This is a genomic window from Pseudomonas sp. TAE6080, assembly GCF_018732265.1.
GTDB lineage: Bacteria > Pseudomonadota > Gammaproteobacteria > Pseudomonadales > Pseudomonadaceae > Aquipseudomonas > Aquipseudomonas brenneri.
Genome location: NZ_JAHIDY010000046.1, coordinates 1 through 18571, shown reverse-complemented (window position 1 = coordinate 18571; position 18571 = coordinate 1). Strand labels below are relative to the sequence as shown.

Genomic DNA, 18571 nt, shown 5'->3' with positions numbered 1-18571 from the left:
CGGTGGCGATTTTGAAGGCGCCATCGCCGGTATGAGATCAGGCGCCCATCACTTCGCGAATATCCGCCGCGAGTTCACGTACGCGTTCTTCCTCGGTATCCCACGCACACATGAAGCGTGCGCCGCCCTTGCCAATGAACGTGTAGAAGCGCCAGCCCTTGGCGGTCAGCGCGGCAATGGCCGGTTCCGAGAGTTGCAGGAACACGCCGTTGGCCTGCACCGGGAACATCAACTCCACACCGGGAATATCCGCCACCAGGCTGCTGAGCAACTGCGCACAGTGGTTGGCGTGACGCGCATGCTTGAGCCAGGCATCGTTTTCCAAAAGGCCGACCCATGGCGCAGAAAGGAAGCGCATCTTCGACGCCAACTGGCCGGCCTGTTTGCAGCGGTAGTCGAAGTCCTCGGCCAGCTTGTGGTTGAAGAACAGGATCGCTTCGCCCACCGCCATGCCGTTCTTGGTGCCGCCAAAGCACAACACGTCTACGCCGGCTTTCCAGGTCAGGTCTGCGGGTGAGCAGCCAAGGAAGGCGCAGGCGTTGGAGAAGCGTGCGCCGTCCATGTGCAGGTTCAGCCCCAGTTCCTTGCAGGTGACACTGATGGCGCGGATTTCATCCGGGGTGTACACGCTGCCCACTTCGGTGGCCTGGGTCAGGGTCACGACGCGGGGCTTGGGGTAGTGGATATCCTGGCGCTTGAGCGCGATCTCGCGGATCGACTCCGGGGTCAGCTTGCCATTCTCGGTACGGGCGGTGAGCAGCTTGGAGCCGTTGGAGAAAAACTCCGGTGCGCCACATTCGTCGGTCTCGACGTGGGCGGTTTCCGAGCAAATCACGCTATGGTAGCTCTGGCACAAGGACGACAGGGCCAGGGAGTTGGCGGCGGTGCCGTTGAAGGCGAAGAACACTTCGCAGTCGGTTTCAAACAGTTTGCGGAAACCGTCGGCGGCACGGTGGGTCCATTCATCGTCGCCATAGGCGCGTTGATGGCCCTGGTTGGCGAGTTCCATGGCGGCCCAGGCTTCCGGGCAGATACCGGAATAGTTATCGCTGGCGAATTGTTGGCTCTTGTCGGTCATGGCCCGTTCCTGTGGTCGATGTTGGTGCGCACTTTAACCAAGAATATCCGGAGGGCGCACGCACTGTTAATGCAAAGTCTCTGGGGAATTATGCACGGTACTGAAACGATTCCTGTAGGACGCGTGCGCGATGGCGCTCTCGACCTGCTCAAATGGCTGGCCCTGCTGTGCATGGTGCTCGATCACTTGCGTTATGTCGGCTTGAACCTCGACGGCCTTTACGTACCGGGGCGCCTGGCGTTCCCGTGGTTTTGCCTGGCGATTGCGGCGAACCTGTACCGGGTCAAGGATGGACCTGCGACCTTTCAATGGCGTTACTTGGGCTGGTTGCTGCTGTTCAGCGTGATCAGCGAGGTGCCGTATCGGATGTTTATCGAGGATGCCGATACTTTGAATGTGCTGCCAACCCTGGCGCTGGGCTTGCTGGTTGCCCGGGGATGGCAGCAGAAGACGCTTTTTGATCGTGGATTGGCGCTGATCGCCTTGTTATTGGCGGCGGTATTTTCGTCGAGCCTGATGTTCGGTTTTTTTGGTGTATGGCTGCCGTTGGCGATGCTGCTGGTGTTCAGTCGACCCTGGTATTTCAGCGTAGTGCCGGGGTTGGTGTGTGTGGCTGCCAATCAGTGGCAGGTATTGCTCAATAGCGGCAACCTCGTTGCGATGCTCGGGTTGGCTACATGCCTGATTGCGCCATTGGCCGGATTGGTCTTGTTGCGACATGCCAAAAATGCCTCGCCGCCAGCCATGCGTCGCTGGGCCTACATCCTCTATCCCTTGCATTTTCTCCTGCTATTACTCGTCCGTCAGATCATCGCCTAACCCCCTGTAGGAGCGAGCTTGCTCGCGAAAAGCGTCAACGAGAACGCGGGCTGCCTGATTGAACGCAGCGCCCTCAGGTTTTTCGCGAGCAAGCTCGCTCCTACAGTTTGTCGGCCTCCAGTTAGCATTTGCTCAGGCCATGTCGTAAACGCACCTTTGCGTGGCGTGCGCAGGCATTTGGTCTGTTTGCGCCGGCCCTACCATCGCATCAAAGGGCCCTGCACGGGCCTCAACAATACGAAAGGCTGGGAGAGACGCGATGTTCAGCAAACAAGACCAGATCCAGGGATATGACGACGCACTGCTGGCGGCCATGAATGCCGAGGAGCAGCGTCAGGAAGATCATATCGAGCTGATCGCGTCGGAGAACTACACCAGCAAGCGCGTCATGCAGGCCCAGGGCAGCGGCCTGACCAACAAATACGCCGAAGGCTATCCAGGCAAGCGCTACTACGGTGGCTGCGAGCATGTGGATAAAGTCGAGGCCCTGGCCATCGAGCGCGCCAAGCAGCTGTTCGGCGCCGATTACGCCAACGTGCAACCGCACTCCGGCTCGTCCGCCAACAGCGCGGTGTACCTGGCGCTGATCAATGCCGGCGACACCATCCTCGGCATGAGCCTGGCCCACGGCGGTCACCTGACCCACGGCGCCAAGGTGTCGTCCTCAGGCAAGCTGTACAACGCCGTGCAGTACGGCATCAACACCGACACCGGGCTGATCGACTACGACGAAGTCGAGCGCCTGGCGGTGGAGCACAAACCAAAGATGGTCGTGGCGGGTTTCTCTGCCTACTCCAAGACCCTGGATTTCCCACGCTTCCGTCAGATTGCCGACAAGGTTGGCGCGCTGCTGTTCGTCGACATGGCCCACGTCGCCGGCCTGGTGGCGGCTGGCCTGTACCCGAACCCGCTGCCTTACGCCGATGTGGTTACCACTACCACGCACAAAACCTTGCGCGGTCCACGTGGCGGTTTGATCCTGGCCAAATCCAACGAAGAGATTGAGAAAAAACTCAACTCCGCCGTGTTCCCTGGCGCACAGGGCGGCCCGCTGATGCACGTGATCGCGGGCAAGGCTGTGTGCTTCAAGGAAGCGATGGAGCCAGGCTTCAAGGCTTATCAACAGCAGGTGATCGACAACGCCCAGGCCATGGCCAGCGTGTTTATCAAGCGTGGCTACGATGTGGTGTCCGGCGGCACCGATAACCACCTGTTCCTGGTCAGCCTGATCCGCCAGGGCCTCACCGGCAAAGACGCAGACGCCGCCCTCGGTCGCGCCCACATCACCGTCAACAAGAACGCGGTGCCCAACGACCCGCAGTCGCCATTCGTGACCTCGGGCCTGCGCATCGGCACCCCGGCGGTGACCACGCGCGGTTTCAAGGTGGCGCAGTGCGTTGAGCTGGCCGGCTGGATCTGCGACATCCTCGACAACCTCGGCGATGCCGATGTCGAGGCCAACGTGGCCAGGCATGTGTCCGCCTTGTGCGCTGATTTCCCGGTTTATCGCTGAGCGCGGTTTTGGAGTAATGACTATGCAACGCTACTCGGGCTTCGGCCTCTTCAAGCACTCCCTCAGCCATCACGAAAACTGGCAGAAGATGTGGCGCACGCCGACCCCGAAAAAGGTCTACGACGTGGTCATCGTCGGCGGTGGCGGGCATGGTCTGGCGACGGCCTACTACTTGGCCAAGGAACACGGGATCACCAATGTGGCCGTGGTCGAGAAAGGCTGGCTGGGCGGCGGTAACACCGCGCGCAACACCACCATCGTGCGGTCCAACTACCTGTGGGACGAGTCGGCCCACCTTTATGAACATGCGATGAAGTTGTGGGAAGGTCTGTCCCAGGACTTGAACTACAACGTGATGTTCTCCCAGCGCGGCGTCTACAACCTGTGCCACACCTTGCAGGACATCCGTGACTCCGAGCGTCGCGTCAGTGCCAACCGCCTCAACGGTGTGGACGGTGAGCTGCTCAACGCCAAGCAGGTCGAGGACGAAATCCCTTACCTCGACTGCTCAAAAAACACTCGATATCCGGTACTCGGCGCCACCGTGCAACGGCGCGGCGGCGTGGCCCGTCACGATGCCGTGGCGTGGGGTTTTGCCCGCGCCGCCGACGCCTTGGGCGTGGACTTGATCCAGCAGACCGAAGTCATCGGTTTCCGTAAGGAAAACGGCGTGTGCATCGGTGTGGAAACCAACAAAGGCTTTATCGGTGCCAAGCGCGTCGGCGTGGTCACAGCCGGTAACTCCGGGCACATGGCTTCGCTCGCCGGGTTCCGCCTGCCGATCGAATCCCACCCGCTGCAAGCGTTGGTGTCTGAGCCGATCAAGCCGATTATCGACAGCGTGATCATGTCCAACGCCGTGCACGGTTACATCAGCCAGTCCGACAAGGGCGACCTGGTGATCGGCGCCGGTATCGACGGCTACAACGGCTACGGCCAGCGTGGTTCGTACCCGGTGATCGAACACACCATCCAGGCCATCGTCGAGATGTTCCCGGTGCTGTCGCGGGTGCGCATGAACCGCCAGTGGGGCGGCATCGTCGACACCACGCCGGACGCGTGCCCGATCATCTCCAAGACCCCGGTCCCGAACATGTTTTTCAACTGCGGTTGGGGCACTGGTGGCTTCAAGGCCACCCCCGGCTCAGGCAACGTATTTGCCGCGAGCCTGGCCAAGGGTGAAATGCACCCGTTGGCGGCACCTTTCTCCATCGACCGTTTCCACAACGGTGCGCTGATCGACGAACACGGCGCTGCGGCCGTCGCCCACTAACAGGAGAAATTCCCTATGTTGCATATCTTCTGTCCTCACTGTGGCGAACTGCGCTCCGAAGAGGAATTCCACGCCTCCGGCCAAGCGCATATCCCGCGCCCGCTGGACCCCAATGCCTGCACCGACGAAGAGTGGGGCGACTACATGTTCTTTCGCGATAACCCCCGTGGGCTGCATCACGAACTGTGGATCCATGCCGCCGGTTGCCGTCAGTACTTCAACGCCACCCGCGACACCCTGACCTACGAAATTCTTGAAACCTACAAGATCGGCGAGAAGCCGCAATTCACCGCCAAGGCCTCTGGAGAGAAGGTATGAGCCAGATCAATCGCCTGTCCAACGGTGGCCGGATCGACCGTAATAAAGCCCTGACCTTCACTTTCAACGGCCAGAGCTACAAGGGCTTTGAAGGCGACACACTGGCCGCAGCGCTGCTGGCCAACGGTGTTGACATCATCGGCCGCAGCTTCAAGTATTCGCGCCCGCGTGGCATCTTTGCCGCCGGCGCCGAAGAGCCGAACGCGGTGCTGCAAATCGGTGCCACCGAAGCCACGCAGATTCCCAACGTACGCGCCACGCAACAGGCGCTGTATCAAGGTTTGGTTGCTACCAGCACCAACGGCTGGCCGAGCGTGAACAACGACATGATGGGCATCCTCGGCAAGGTCGGCGGCAAGCTGATGCCGCCGGGCTTCTACTACAAAACCTTCATGTACCCGCAATCGTTCTGGATGACTTACGAGAAGTACATCCGCAAGGCCGCAGGCCTGGGTCGCTCGCCGACCGAGAACGATCCGGACACCTACGACAACATGAACCATCACTGCGATGTGCTGATCGTCGGTGCCGGCCCTGCGGGCCTGGCTGCGGCCCTGGCCGCTGCGCGCAGCGGCGCACGGGTGATCATCGCCGATGAACAGGAAGAGTTCGGCGGCACCTTGCTCGATTCCCGTGAAAGCCTGGACGGCAAGCCAGCGGTGGAGTGGGTCGCCAGTGTGATCGCCGAGCTGCAAGCGCTGCCGGGTGTGCTGCTGTTGCCGCGTGCCACCGTCAACGGCTACCACGATCACAATTTCCTGACCATTCATGAGCGCCTTACCGACCACCTCGGCGATCGTGCACCGATTGGCCAGGTGCGCCAGCGCATGCACCGCGTTCGCGCCAAGCGCGTGGTGCTGGCGACCGGTGCTTGCGAGCGGCCGCTGGTGTACGGCAACAACGATGTGCCGGGCAATATGCTGGCTGGCGCGGTCTCCACCTATGTGCGTCGTTATGGTGTCGCACCGGGCAAGAAGTTGCTGCTGTCGACCAACAACGACCACGCTTACCGTGTTGCGCTGGACTGGTTCGATGCGGGCCTCTCAGTGGTCGCCGTGGCCGATGCGCGTCACAACCCGCGCGGTGCGCTGGTTGAAGAGGCTCGCGCCAAAGGCATTCGCATCCTCACCGGCAGTGCGGTGATCGAGACCCGTGGCAGCAAGCATGTGACCGCTGCCCGCGTGGCGGCCATCGATGTCAAAGCCCATAAAGTCACCAGCCCCGGCGAGTGGCTGGACTGTGACCTGGTGGCCAGTTCCGGCGGCTACAGCCCGGTGGTACACCTGGCTTCGCACCTGGGTGGCAAGCCGACCTGGCGTGAAGATATCCTCGGTTTCGTCCCCGGCGAAGCGCCACAAAAACGTGTGTGCGTGGGGGGCATCAACGGTGTCTACGGCCTGGGTGACTCCCTGGCCGATGGTTTTGAAGGCGGCGTGCGCGCGGCCAGCGAAGCCGGGTTTGCCCCGGTGGAAGGCACCTTGCCAAAAGCTCTGACGCGTCTGGAAGAGCCAACCCTGGCGCTGTTCCAGGTGCCCCACGAGAAAGCCACTGCACGGGCGCCGAAGCAATTTGTCGACTTGCAGAACGACGTCACCGCCGCCGCCATCGAACTGGCCACCCGCGAGGGCTTCGAGTCGGTGGAACACGTCAAGCGCTACACCGCACTGGGTTTTGGCACCGACCAGGGCAAGCTGGGCAACGTCAACGGCCTGGCGATTGCCGCCCGTTCGCTGAACGTGACCATCCCGCAGATGGGCACCACCATGTTCCGTCCCAACTACACGCCGGTCACCTTCGGCGCGGTCGCGGGCCGTCACTGTGGGCATATCTTCGAACCGGTGCGCTACACCGCGCTGCAAGCCTGGCACGTGAAGAGCGGCGCCGAGTTTGAAGATGTCGGCCAGTGGAAGCGCCCTTGGTATTTCCCGCGCAACGGTGAAGACCTGCATGCCGCGGTCAAACGCGAATGCCTGGCGGTGCGCGACAGCGTGGGCCTGCTGGATGCGTCCACCCTCGGCAAGATCGATATCCAGGGCCCGGATGCCCGCGAGTTCCTCAACCGTATCTACAGCAACGCCTGGACCAAGCTCGACGTGGGCAAGGCGCGCTACGGCCTGATGTGCAAGGAAGACGGCATGGTCTTCGACGACGGCGTGACCGCCTGCCTTGCGGACAACCACTTCCTGATGACCACCACCACTGGCGGCGCGGCGCGTGTGTTGCAGTGGCTGGAAATCTACCAGCAGACCGAATGGCCGGACCTCAAGGTGTACTTCACTTCGGTCACCGACCACTGGGCGACCATGACCCTGTCCGGTCCCAACAGCCGCAAGCTGCTGGCCGAAGTCACTGATATCGACCTGGACAAGGACGGTTTCCCGTTCATGACCTGGAAAGAAGGTCTGGTGGGCGGTGTGCCGGCGCGGGTGTTCCGCATCTCGTTCACCGGCGAGCTGTCGTATGAAGTCAACGTGCAGGCCGACTACGCCATGGGCGTGCTGGAGCAGATCGTCGAGGCCGGCAAACAGTACAACCTGACCCCGTATGGCACCGAGACCATGCACGTGCTGCGGGCCGAGAAGGGCTTCATCATCGTAGGGCAAGATACCGACGGCTCGATGACCCCGGACGACCTGAACATGGGCTGGTGCGTAGGCCGTACCAAACCGTTCTCGTGGATCGGCTGGCGTGGGATGAACCGTGAAGACTGCGTGCGCGAAGAGCGCAAGCAACTGGTGGGCTTGAAGCCGATTGATCCGAAAGTGTGGCTGCCGGAAGGCGCGCAGTTGGTGTTCGATCCCAAGCAGACGATCCCGATGAAGATGGTCGGTCACGTCACCTCAAGTTATGCCCACAACTCCCTCGGCTATTCATTTGCGATGGCGGTGGTCAAGGGCGGCTTGAAGCGTATGGGTGAGCGGGTGTTCTCGCCCCAGGCCGATGGCAGCGTGATCGAGGCCGAGATTGTGTCTTCGGTGTTCTTCGACCCTAAAGGCGAGCGCCAAAACATCTGACAGACCGAGTCGCTTGCATCGCAGGCAAGCCAGCTCCCACATTTGAAGGTATTCGCAATTCAAAATGTGGGAGCGGGCTTGCCCGCGATGAGGCCGGAACAGTCACCACAGAATTCTAGACAAAGGTGCTCCATATGACCGCAGCCAATGTTTACCAACAACGCCCCACCACCGGGGTCAAGGCCGAGTCGTCGCTGCACCATGCCGACCTCGCCAGCCAGGTGGGCAAGGGCCGCAAGAACGCCGGCGTGACCGTGCGTGAAAAGAAACTGCTCGGCCACCTGACCCTCCGTGGCGATGGCCATGACGCCGCGTTCGCCGCCGGCGTACACAAGGCCCTGGGCATCGAGTTGCCCGGTGCCCTGGCCGTGGTCGTCAAGGGTGAAACCAGCCTGCAATGGCTCGGCCCGGATGAGTGGCTGCTGATCGTGCCAAGCGGTGAAGAATTCGCCGCCGAGCAAAACCTGCGCGCGGCCCTGGGTGAGTTGCATATCCAGGTCGTCAACGTCAGTGGCGGCCAGCAGATCCTCGAACTCAGCGGTCCGAACGTGCGCGATGTGCTGATGAAATCCACCAGTTACGACGTGCATCCCGACAACTTCCCGGTGGGCAAGGCCGTGGGCACGGTGTTCGCCAAGTCGCAACTGGTGATTCGTCATACTGGCGAAGACACCTGGGAACTGCTGATCCGTCGCAGCTTCTCGGATTACTGGTGGTTGTGGCTACAGGATGCGGCGGCCGAATATGGCCTGAACGTAGAAGCCTGACATGGTCCCGGTAGGAGCGAGCTTGCTCGCGAAGAACTCAAGCCCCCCCGCGTTCATTCAGGATGGGCGCGTTATCGTTAACGTTTTTCGCGAGCAAGCTCGCTCCTACAGTAGTTTGAGGAGTTACCCGCTATGAGCCGCGCACCTGATACATGGATTTTGACCGCCGATTGCCCCAGCGTGCTCGGCACGGTGGACGCGGTCACCCGCTATCTGTTCGAGCAAGGCTGCTACGTCACCGAGCACCATTCGTTCGATGACCGCCTCTCGGGCCGCTTTTTTATCCGCGTGGAATTCCGCCAGCCCGATGGTTTTGACGAGCAAGGCTTCCGTGATGGCCTGGCCACGCGCGGCGAAGCCTTTGGCATGATCTTCGAGCTGACGGCACCGAACTATCGGCCCAAAGTGGTGATCATGGTCTCCAAGGCCGACCACTGCCTGAACGACCTGCTGTACCGCCAGCGTATCGGTCAACTGTCGATGGATGTGGTCGCGGTGGTCTCCAACCACCCCGATCTCAAGCCCCTGGCCGACTGGCACCAGATTCCCTACTACCATTTCCCCCTCGACCCCAACGACAAACCGTCCCAGGAGCGTCAGGTGTGGCAAGTGATTGAAGAGGCGGGCGCCGAACTGGTGATCCTTGCGCGCTACATGCAAGTGCTGTCGCCAGAGTTGTGTCGCAAGCTCGATGGCAAGGCGATCAATATCCATCACTCGTTGCTGCCGGGGTTCAAGGGCGCCAAGCCTTATCACCAGGCGTACAACAAAGGGGTGAAGCTGGTCGGCGCTACTGCGCATTACATCAATAACGACCTGGACGAAGGCCCGATCATCGCCCAGGGCGTGGAGGTGGTGGACCACAGCCACTATCCCGAGGATTTGATTGCCAAGGGGCGGGATATTGAAGGCCTGACCCTGGCGCGGGCGGTGGGGTATCACATTGAGCGGCGGGTGTTTTTGAACGCCAATAGAACCGTCGTTCTTTAGATTGCTATCGCAGGCAAGCCAGCTCCCACATGGTTGACTGTGTGAACCCGGTCGAATGTGGGAGCGGGCTTGCTCGCGAAGAGGCCCTTACTAACAACGCAAAACAGCATCTGTAACCCGAGCACTTAAACGCGCCGCCCATCCAAAGGGCCGCGCAGTTCCATAAAAACAACAGCGAGGTGAAAGCATGTCTGGTAATCGTGGTGTCGTATATCTGGGCAACGGCCAGGTCGAAGTACAGAAAATCGACTATCCCAAAATGCAGGATCCCCGTGGCAGGAAGATCGAACACGGCGTCATCCTGCGCGTGGTCTCCACCAACATCTGCGGCTCCGACCAACATATGGTGCGCGGCCGTACCACCGCCCAGACCGGCCTGGTACTGGGTCACGAAATCACCGGTGAGGTGATCGAGAAAGGCAGTGACGTCGAGAACCTGAAGCTTGGCGACCTGGTATCGGTGCCGTTCAACGTTGCGTGCGGGCGCTGCCGTTCCTGCAAAGAGCAACACACCGGTGTGTGCCTGACCGTCAACCCGGCCCGTGCCGGTGGTGCCTACGGTTATGTGGATATGGGTGACTGGACGGGTGGGCAAGCGGAATACGTGCTGGTGCCGTATGCCGACTTCAACTTGCTCAAGCTGCCAGATCGCGATAAGGCCATGGAGAAGATCCGCGACCTGACGTGCCTCTCCGACATCCTGCCGACCGGCTATCACGGAGCGGTCACCGCAGGTGTTGGCCCTGGCAGTACCGTCTACATTGCTGGCGCCGGCCCGGTTGGCCTGGCCGCTGCGGCCTCTGCTCGCCTGCTGGGCGCGGCGGTGGTGATCATCGGCGACGTCAACCCGATCCGCCTGGCCCATGCCAAGGCCCAGGGTTTTGAAATCGCCGACCTGTCCACAGACACTCCGCTGCACGAACAAATCGCCGCGTTGCTCGGCGAACCGGAAGTGGACAGCGCCGTCGACTGTGTGGGCTTTGAAGCGCGCGGCCACGGCCACGACGGCGTCAAGGCGGAAGCCCCGGCCACGGTGCTCAACTCTCTGATGGGCGTGGTGCGTGTGGCGGGCAAGATCGGCATCCCCGGCCTGTACGTCACCGAAGATCCAGGAGCGGTGGACGCTGCTGCGAAAATGGGCAGCCTGAGCATTCGCTTTGGCCTGGGTTGGGCCAAGTCCCACAGCTTCCACACCGGCCAGACCCCGGTGATGAAGTACAACCGCCAGTTGATGCAGGCGATCATGTGGGACCGTATCAACATCGCCGAGATCGTGGGCGTACAGGTGATCAGCCTGGACGACGCGCCACGTGGGTACGGCGAGTTCGATGCGGGTGTGCCGAAGAAGTTTGTGATTGATCCGCACAAGCTGTTCAGCGCGGCGTAATCACAGTCACCGATAGCCAATGTGGGAGAGGGCTTGTGTGGGAGCCTGGCTCCCACATTGGTTTTGTGGTGTTTGAGTGTTAGCGAATTGCCAGCGCGCCCTGATACACCGTCGGGCCGGTAGGCTGCTTGCTCACCGAGCCACCCTTGGTTTCCGAACTGACCATCAACTCCACCGGCTGGCTGATGGTTTCCTGTTGGCGCGGATTAAGGCCGATGATGCCTTTGCCATCCTCCGGCAACAGGCCCAGGGACACCGGTGTGCCGCCGGCCGGCAAGGCCCACAGTTCAAGGCTGCGATCCGGTTCCGGCGCAGTGCTGGCGATCGGTTGGACTTCCAGATAATCCTTGTGCGCCATGATTTGCGCAGCCGGTTGTTGCGTAGTGCTCACCAGCGTTGCAGCGGCTTTTACGCTGTCCTGGGTGTAGAGCGCGCCGCCAATGCCGGCAACCATCACCACACAGACGCCGATGAACAGGCGTGGGCGGGTCCAGAATGAGGGCTTGTGCTCGATCACTGGAGGTTGGGACGCAGTCATAAGGCTCTTCCTGACAAATTTTGTAGTGTCTTGATTGACCCTATGGGCGGTGATGGGTTCCTAGTGGCAATTTGATGACGTCGGTTTTTGTCGCCTATCTGAACAAATCTGCGCGGCGGAACAACCTACGGGATGCTGAGTCAAACGGCTGCTTTAGCTCCTAATTTAGAGGTTGTCCCCATGAAGATTTCACGCGGTTTTGCCCTGTCCTGCCTCCTGACCGTGGCTGCCAGCCCGGTATTCGCAGCAGGCTTCAGCCTGGGCGATGTGGCCAACGCCGTGTCCGGTGCGCAAGGTACCAACAAGGCCGCCGCTGCTGCACCGACCTCAGAAACCGCCGGTTTGCTGGGCGCTTTGACCAAGCAGTTGAATGTCACCCCGGAGCAGGCAATCGGTGGTACTGGCGCTATGTTGGGCCTGGCCAAGAACCAGCTCAGCAGCACGGATTATTCGCAGTTGGGCAAAAGCGTACCGGGCCTGGACAAGCTGTCGGGCAACAATGCATTGGGTAGCCTTGGCGCCCTGAGCGGCATGCTCGGCCAGACCGGCGGCAGCAAGACCAGCGGCCTCGATGGCCTGCTGGGTAACGTCAAGGACACCAACGACCTGAACACCGCCTTCAGCGCCCTGGGCATGGACAGCGGCATGATCGGCCAGTTTGCGCCGGTGATCCTCCAGTATCTGGGCGGCCAGGGTGCCAACAGCTCATTGTTGGGCAAGCTGGCCCAGGCCTGGGGCACCGGCAGCTAAGAGCGCTCGGCCCGTAACTCGGCAATCCGCATGTCCTTCTCCATCCAGAGCTGGTTGACCCAGCTCTGGACGGTCTGGCGAAACGCCGGATCATTCTCGTAATCGCCCTGCCACAACGCTGGATCCAGCTCGCGGGTGCGGATATCAACAATCACGCGGGGCACTGCGCCGCTGATCAAGTCCCAGAAGCCCGGAATCCTGTCTTGTGGATAAACCACAGTGACGTCGAGGATCGCGTCCAGCTGTTCGCCCATGGCCGCCAGTACAAACGCCACGCCACCGGCCTTGGGCTTGAGCAGGTGGGTGAAGGGTGAATCCTGTTGTGCCCGTTTGGCTTGGGTGAACCGCGTGCCTTCCAGGTAGTTGACCACCGTCACCGGCTGGCGCTTGAACAGCTCGCAGGCCTGTTGGGTGATCTTCAGGTCCTGGCCCGCTAGTTCCGGGTGCTTGGCCAGGAACGCCTTGCTGTAGCGTTTCATGAACGGGTAGTCCAGGGCCCACCAGGCAAGGCCCAGGAACGGTACCCAGATCAGTTCCTTTTTCAGGAAGAACTTGAAGAACGGCGTGCGCCGGTTGAGGGTCTGGATCAGCGCCGGGATATCGACCCAGGATTGGTGGTTGCTGATCACCAGGTAGGACGTGTCGCCACGCAAGCCGGTATCGCCGCGAATGTCCCATTGGGTGGGAATGCACCAGGCGAAGATCAGCTTGTCGATCTCGGCCCAGGTCTCGGCGATCCACATCACTGCGGCTGAGGCGTAGTCGCGTGAACGACCCGGGGCCACCAGCTTGAGCAGGGCGAAGACCAGCAGGGGGCCGATCAGGATCAGCGTGTTGAGTAACAGCAGCAGTGTGACGAAACAGCCGGTGAGCAGGCGGCGCATAAGGAACTCTTGCAAGCGGGTGGACGGGCCATCATAAGCAGCTTGAGTCTAGAGGCCAAATCGCAAATGGCCTGACGAATGTTTCACTTTGTGTTGCGTATGGTAAGTAATGATCCAACTTCGGGCTGTATTTGCAGTCTAGTATTGGCCTACTTACTTCAAGGAATCCCCTTCAGTGAAATCTCTCCTTGCCCTGTTAGCCCTTGTTGCCTTGCCGGTGATGGCCGCCGAGCCGACCCTGTACGGGCGCTACGAATACATCCAGTTGCCGGAGATCGGCGAGACCTTCAAGGCCAAGATGGACACCGGCGCGCTGACCGCTTCGCTGTCGGCCCGGGACATCGAGACCTTCACCCGCGATGGCGAGGATTGGGTGCGTTTCCGCCTCAGCGGCAAGGATGTGAGCAACAAGCTCTACGAACACAAGGTGGCGCGCATCAGCAAGATCAAGAACCGTGCTGACGAAGATGAAGACGGCGAAGAAACCAGCGTTGCCAAGCGCCCGGTGGTGGACCTGGAAATGTGCCTGGGCAACGTCAAGCGCACCGTCGAGGTCAACCTGACCGATCGCAGCAGCTTCAACTACCCGCTGCTGATCGGTGCCAAGGCCCTGCGTGAATTCGGCGCCGCCGTGAACCCGGCTCGCCGCTACACCGCCGACAAACCCGACTGCTGATTGACGCCGCACAAGGCATGGGGCACCGTTCACCTTTAGCTCCCTGTGCTCGGACGCCATGCCCCATATCCTGATTGTCGAAGACGAAGCGGCGATAGCCGACACGCTGATTTTTGCCCTGCAGGGCGAAGGTTTCACCACCACCTGGCTGACCCTCGGCCAGGCGGCGCTGGAGCATCAACGGCACACCCCGGCAGACCTGCTGATCCTCGACATCGGCCTGCCGGACATCAGCGGCTTTGAAACCTGCAAGCAACTGCGCCGCTTCAGTGAAGTGCCGGTGATGTTCCTCAGTGCCCGCGACGGTGAGATCGATCGTGTGGTGGGCCTGGAAATCGGTGCCGATGATTATGTGGTCAAGCCCTTCAGCCCCCGGGAAGTGGCGGCGCGGGTCAAGGCGATCCTCAAGCGGGTGATGCCGGTCGTGGCGCCGCCCAGCAGCGAACTGTTCCAGGTCGATCACGAGCGGGTACAGATCCACTACCGTGGCCTGCCCTTGAACCTCACCCGCCATGAATTTCGCCTGCTCAACTGCCTGCTGGAGCAGCCCGAGCGGGTGTTCAGCCGCGAGCAACTGCTGGATGCCGTCGGTGTGGCCGCCGATGCCGGCTACGAACGCAATATCGACAGCCATATCAAAAGCCTGCGCAGCAAGCTACGCAGTGTGGCGGCCGATGCCGAGCCGATCCAGACCCACCGCGGCCTGGGTTACAGCTACAGCCCGAGCCACGCCTGATGCGCATGGGGCTGCGGATTTTCCTGGTGTACGCGCTGTTTATCGGCCTGACCGGCTACTTTGTGCTCAACACGGTGATGAAGGAAATCCGCCCCGGCGTGCGCCAGTCCACCGAGGAAACCCTGGTGGACACCGCCAACCTGCTGGCGGAAATCCTGCGTGAGGATGTGAAGAACGGCACCCTGGGCCAAAGCCACTGGCCGACGGTGCTCAAGGCCTATGGCGAGCGCCAGCCCGGCGCGACGATCTGGGGGCTGGCGAAGAACCAGGTCAATCACCGCATCTATGTCACCGACGCCAAGGGCATCGTGCTGCTGGACTCCACCGGTGAAGCCGTGGGCCAGGACTACGCGAAATGGAACGACGTGTACCTGACCCTGCGCGGCGAATATGGCGCCCGTTCGACTCGCAGTGATGCCGATGACCCGGCCTCGTCGGTGATGCACGTCGGCGCGCCGATCCGCGATAACGGGCAGATCATCGGCGCGGTGACCGTGGCCAAGCCCAACAGTTCGCTGCAACCCTATGTCGACCGTACCGAGCGCCGCTTGCTGTGGTATGGCGCCGGCCTGGTGGCGCTGGGTTTATTGCTGGGGGCGCTGTTGTCGTGGTGGCTGAGTGCTGCGCTGCGGCGCCTGACCACCTATGCCCAGGCCGTCAGCGAAGGGCGGCGCGCCGAGTTGCCGCATTATCGCGGCGGTGAGCTGGAACAGCTGTCCACGGCGGTGGAGCACATGCGTACGCAACTGGAAGGCAAGGCCTACGTCGAGCGTTATGTACACACCTTGACCCATGAACTGAAAAGCCCGCTGGCGGCGATCCGTGGTGCGGCGGAGTTGTTGCAGGGTGAAATGACAGCGGTCCAGCAGCAACGGTTTGTCGGCAATATCGCCAGCGAAAGCGCGCGGTTGCAGCAGTTGATCGAGCGCCTGTTGAACCTGGCCCAGGTCGAACAACGCCAGGGCCTGGAGCAGCAATCGACGGTGCCGTTGGCGGCGTTGGTGGATGAGGTGCTCAAGGCGCAATGTGCGCGGATCGAACAGGCCGGGTTGCAGGTCGAGCGCCTGATCGAAGCCGACGTGAAGCTGTATGGCGAGCCGTTCCTGCTGCGCCAGGCCCTGGGCAATCTGCTGGAAAACGCCCTGGATTTCACCCCGCCCGGCGGCACCCTGCGCTTCAGCGCCCAGGTGCGGCATCACGATGTTGAGGTGCGCCTGTTCAACCAAGCCGAGCCAATCCCCGAGTATGCCTTGCCACGCTTGAGCGAGCGTTTCTACTCCTTGCCACGCCCGGCCAGCGGGCGCAAAAGCACCGGCCTGGGCCTGAATTTTGTCGAGGAAGTGATGAAGCTGCATGGCGGCTCATTGCAGATCGGCAATGTGCCCGGTGGTGTGCAAGTGGTGCTGCATCTCCACACAGTCTCCACATTGCCCTCATAAATCCCCCACACGCCACCACCAGACTCTCCCCATCCAAACAGGGAGAGACCCATGAACCGCAGCCTGCTATTCAAACTGGGCGCCATTGCGCTGCTGATCCTGCTATTGCTGATTCCGTTGCTGATGATCGACGGCATCATCAACGACCGCCAGGAGATGCGCGACGGCGTATTGATGGACATTGCCCGCAGCTCCAGCTACAGCCAGCAGGTGAGTGGGCCGCTGATGGTGGTGCCGTATCGCAAGACCGTGCGTGAGTGGAAGCTCAATGAAAAGCTCAACAAACGCTATGAAGTGCTCAGCGAAGAACACGGGCGCCTGTACTTCCTGCCGGAGCATTTCGAACTCGACGGCAAGGTGCAGACCGAGCTGCGGGCGCGGGGGATTTACCAGGCGCGGCTGTTCCATGCCGACAACCGTATCAGCGGTCGGTTTGTGCTGCCGGCGCAGATGGGGATCAAGGAAAACTTTGCCGACTACACGTTTGAGCAGGCGTTCCTGGCGGTCGGCATCAGCGACATCCGTGGGATTGAAAACGCCCTGAAGCTGGAGTTGGGCAACCAACGCCTGGAGTTTGCCCCGGGCACCCAGGTCAGCTTCCTCGGTGCCGGCGTGCATGTACCGTTGCCGGTCCAGGACAGCAAGAACCCAGCGCCACTAGACTTCGCCTTCGACCTGCGCCTGCAAGGTACCGAGCAACTGCAAGTGCTGCCGGTGGGCAAGACCAGCGTGGTCAAGCTGGCCTCCAACTGGCCCCATCCGAGTTTTGTCGGCAACTTCCTGCCGGTGCAGCGCGAGGTCACTGACCAGGGGTTTACCGCCAATTGGCAGACATCGTTTTTCTCCACCAACCTTGAAGAGGCGCTGTACGGCTGCGTGGTTGGCAGTCGCTGTGATGACTTCAACGAACGCAGCTTTGGCGTGAACTTTATCGACCCGGTGGACCAGTACCTCAAGAGTGACCGCGCGATCAAATATGCGCTGCTGTTTATCGCCCTGACGTTCGCCGGTTTCTTCCTGTTCGAAGTGCTCAAAAGCCTGGCGGTGCATCCGATCCAATATGCGTTGGTGGGCGTGGCCCTGGCGTTTTTCTACCTGCTGCTGCTGTCGCTGTCCGAGCATATCGGCTTTGCCCTGGCGTACCTGGTCTCGGCCAGTGCCTGTGTGTTGTTGATCGGTTTTTATGTGTGCCATGTGCTGCGCAGCGTGGCCCACGGCCTGGGGTTCTCGGCGGGGTTGGCGGCGTTGTACGGCTTGCTGTACGGGTTGCTGAGTGCCGAGGATTACGCGCTGTTGATGGGCTCGTTGTTGCTGTTCGGGCTGCTGGGCACGGTGATGGTACTGACACGCAAACTGGACTGGTATGGCGTGGGCAAGCGCAAGGCGGCCGAGCCCTTGGAGTTTGACCTGGAGGCGGTGCAATGAGCGGGCTGCGTGAGGATCAGCAGGTGAGGGGAGAGTTGGTGGCGATGATCATCGCCTTGCTCCCCGCCCCTTGTAGGAGCGAGTTTGCTCGCGCAAAAGGTACATCCACCTCGGCAATGCGCCTGCAATACCTTCGCGAGCAAGCTCGCTCCTACAGGAGGGGCTCCGGTCAGGCCGGAGGCTGAGTCGCCAGCATCGAAGGCCGCTGGCTGACCTCGGCGTACCAGGCGGCCAGTTTTGGATTACTTGAGCGCCACTGCAGGTTCGGGTGGCGGAAATCCACATAACCCAAGGCGCAGGCGACGCTGATTGAGGCGATGTCGAAATGGCAGGCCAACTCGGCGATAGCGTCCCGCTCCAGCTCGGCCAGGGCGCGGCGGATCTTGTTGCGCTGCTCTTGCAGCCAGCTGTCCCACTGCTTGTCGGCCGGGCGCAGGGCGGTTTCGTAGCGCATCAAGACGGCCGCATCCATGACCGCGTCAGCCATCGAGGCCAGGGTCAGGCGCCGCCAGCGGGCCGAGCCGTCACGGGGGATCAGCGGGTTGCCGACGTGTTGGTGGTCGAAGTAGTCGAGGATCACCCGGCTGTCGTGCAACACATTGCCATCGGCCAGGCGCAGGGCCGGGATCTTGCCCACCGGGTTGCCTTCGTTCAGCGCCGGGACCGGGTTGATCGGCGTGACCAGCACGGTCTCCAGGGCGACCCGGTCTTGCTGGCCGGTTTCGTGGAGCAGGACCAGGACTTTGCGGACAAACGGCGAAGCGGGGTGCTGGAACAACGTCATGCTGGGCGCGGACATGGGCAATCCTCGGAAAAGGTCGGCCATAGACTAGACAGTTGTCGAGGGGCTGGCGAGGGTTCTATGGTGTTTTTTAGGGCCTCATCGCAGGCAAGCCAGCTCCCACATTTGTGGACTGCCCCCGAAAAGTTGGACAGTTTCAGCTAGCAGCCTCAGCAGCATGAG

At 61.4% G+C, this 18571-nt stretch carries 17 protein-coding genes; 13 read left to right on the top strand and 4 right to left on the bottom strand.

Translation table 11 applies throughout. The annotated features are described in order from the left end of the window. Positions 1-37 precede the first annotated feature (37 nt). Complete coding sequence (locus KL786_RS25185; RefSeq protein ID WP_029296975.1) at positions 38-1078, bottom strand: threonine aldolase family protein; 1041 nt, start codon at positions 1076-1078, stop codon at positions 38-40. 90 nt (positions 1079-1168) lie between these two features. Here KL786_RS25185 and KL786_RS25180 point away from each other — a divergent pair, with 90 nt between their 5' ends. The 8 genes from KL786_RS25180 to fdhA all read left to right on the top strand — a co-directional run bounded on the left by KL786_RS25180 (position 1169) and on the right by fdhA (position 11159). Then, positions 1169-1897: a TraX family protein gene (locus KL786_RS25180; protein WP_215519349.1), complete on the top strand. Its 729-nt coding sequence runs from the start codon at positions 1169-1171 to the stop codon at positions 1895-1897. Positions 1898-2156: 259 nt separating this feature from the next. Then, positions 2157-3410, top strand: a complete 1254-nt coding sequence (locus tag KL786_RS25175; protein WP_215519348.1) for a serine hydroxymethyltransferase — start codon at positions 2157-2159, stop codon at positions 3408-3410. Positions 3411-3432: 22 nt separating this feature from the next. Beyond that, a complete protein-coding gene (locus tag KL786_RS25170) occupies positions 3433-4683 on the top strand; it encodes a sarcosine oxidase subunit beta (protein ID WP_032858636.1) in 1251 nt (416 codons plus the stop codon). 15 nt (positions 4684-4698) lie between these two features. Then, positions 4699-5001, top strand: a complete 303-nt coding sequence (locus KL786_RS25165; protein WP_010207083.1) for a sarcosine oxidase subunit delta — start codon at positions 4699-4701, stop codon at positions 4999-5001. After that, on the top strand, positions 4998-8015 hold the full coding sequence (locus KL786_RS25160; RefSeq protein WP_215519347.1) for a sarcosine oxidase subunit alpha: 3018 nt from the start codon (positions 4998-5000) through the stop codon (positions 8013-8015). The genes KL786_RS25165 and KL786_RS25160 overlap by 4 nt, the downstream gene beginning before the upstream one ends. Positions 8016-8149: 134 nt before the next feature. After that, entirely contained in the window at positions 8150-8782 is a 633-nt protein-coding gene (locus KL786_RS25155; RefSeq protein WP_215519346.1) for a sarcosine oxidase subunit gamma, read from the top strand. Between the two features lie 132 nt (positions 8783-8914). Further along, a complete protein-coding gene (gene purU, locus KL786_RS25150; protein ID WP_029296961.1) occupies positions 8915-9772 on the top strand; it encodes a formyltetrahydrofolate deformylase in 858 nt (285 codons plus the stop codon). Positions 9773-9959: 187 nt separating this feature from the next. After that, a complete protein-coding gene (gene fdhA, locus KL786_RS25145) occupies positions 9960-11159 on the top strand; it encodes a formaldehyde dehydrogenase, glutathione-independent (protein ID WP_032858631.1) in 1200 nt (399 codons plus the stop codon). Positions 11160-11238: 79 nt separating this feature from the next. Here fdhA and KL786_RS25140 read toward each other — a convergent pair whose 3' ends face one another. Next, the gene (locus KL786_RS25140; RefSeq protein WP_215519345.1) at positions 11239-11697 is read right to left on the bottom strand and encodes an anti-sigma factor domain-containing protein; all 459 of its coding nucleotides are present in this window, start codon (positions 11695-11697) and stop codon (positions 11239-11241) included. Positions 11698-11877: 180 nt separating this feature from the next. On the opposite strand from KL786_RS25140, the gene KL786_RS25135 reads away from it, so the two are divergent. Beyond that, a complete protein-coding gene (locus KL786_RS25135; RefSeq protein ID WP_215519344.1) occupies positions 11878-12447 on the top strand; it encodes a DUF2780 domain-containing protein in 570 nt (189 codons plus the stop codon). Here KL786_RS25135 and yihG read toward each other — a convergent pair. Next, positions 12444-13331 (bottom strand): 1-acylglycerol-3-phosphate O-acyltransferase, YihG family, encoded by an 888-nt coding sequence (yihG, locus tag KL786_RS25130; RefSeq protein WP_215519343.1) that lies wholly within the window; start codon positions 13329-13331, stop codon positions 12444-12446. The two genes, KL786_RS25135 and yihG, sit on opposite strands and share 4 nt — an antisense overlap. 175 nt (positions 13332-13506) lie before the next feature. On the opposite strand from yihG, the gene rloA2 reads away from it, so the two are divergent. The 4 genes from rloA2 to creD are packed head-to-tail and all read left to right on the top strand — an operon-like array spanning position 13507 to position 17607. After that, positions 13507-14007, top strand: coding sequence for a retropepsin-like aspartic peptidase RloA2 (rloA2, locus tag KL786_RS25125; protein WP_215519342.1), 501 nt, complete (start codon positions 13507-13509; stop codon positions 14005-14007). Between the two features lie 58 nt (positions 14008-14065). Beyond that, positions 14066-14743: a two-component system response regulator CreB gene (gene creB, locus KL786_RS25120; RefSeq protein ID WP_215519341.1), complete on the top strand. Its 678-nt coding sequence runs from the start codon at positions 14066-14068 to the stop codon at positions 14741-14743. Continuing rightward, positions 14743-16182 (top strand): two-component system sensor histidine kinase CreC, encoded by a 1440-nt coding sequence (gene creC, locus KL786_RS25115; RefSeq protein ID WP_215519340.1) that lies wholly within the window; start codon positions 14743-14745, stop codon positions 16180-16182. The genes creB and creC overlap by 1 nt, the downstream gene beginning before the upstream one ends. A 51-nt stretch (positions 16183-16233) precedes the next feature. Continuing rightward, entirely contained in the window at positions 16234-17607 is a 1374-nt protein-coding gene (gene creD / locus KL786_RS25110) for a cell envelope integrity protein CreD (RefSeq protein ID WP_215519339.1), read from the top strand. A 169-nt stretch (positions 17608-17776) separates the two neighbouring features. Here creD and KL786_RS25105 read toward each other — a convergent pair whose 3' ends face one another. After that, positions 17777-18406 (bottom strand): glutathione S-transferase family protein, encoded by a 630-nt coding sequence (locus KL786_RS25105; RefSeq protein WP_215519338.1) that lies wholly within the window; start codon positions 18404-18406, stop codon positions 17777-17779. Positions 18407-18571: the final 165 nt, after the last annotated feature.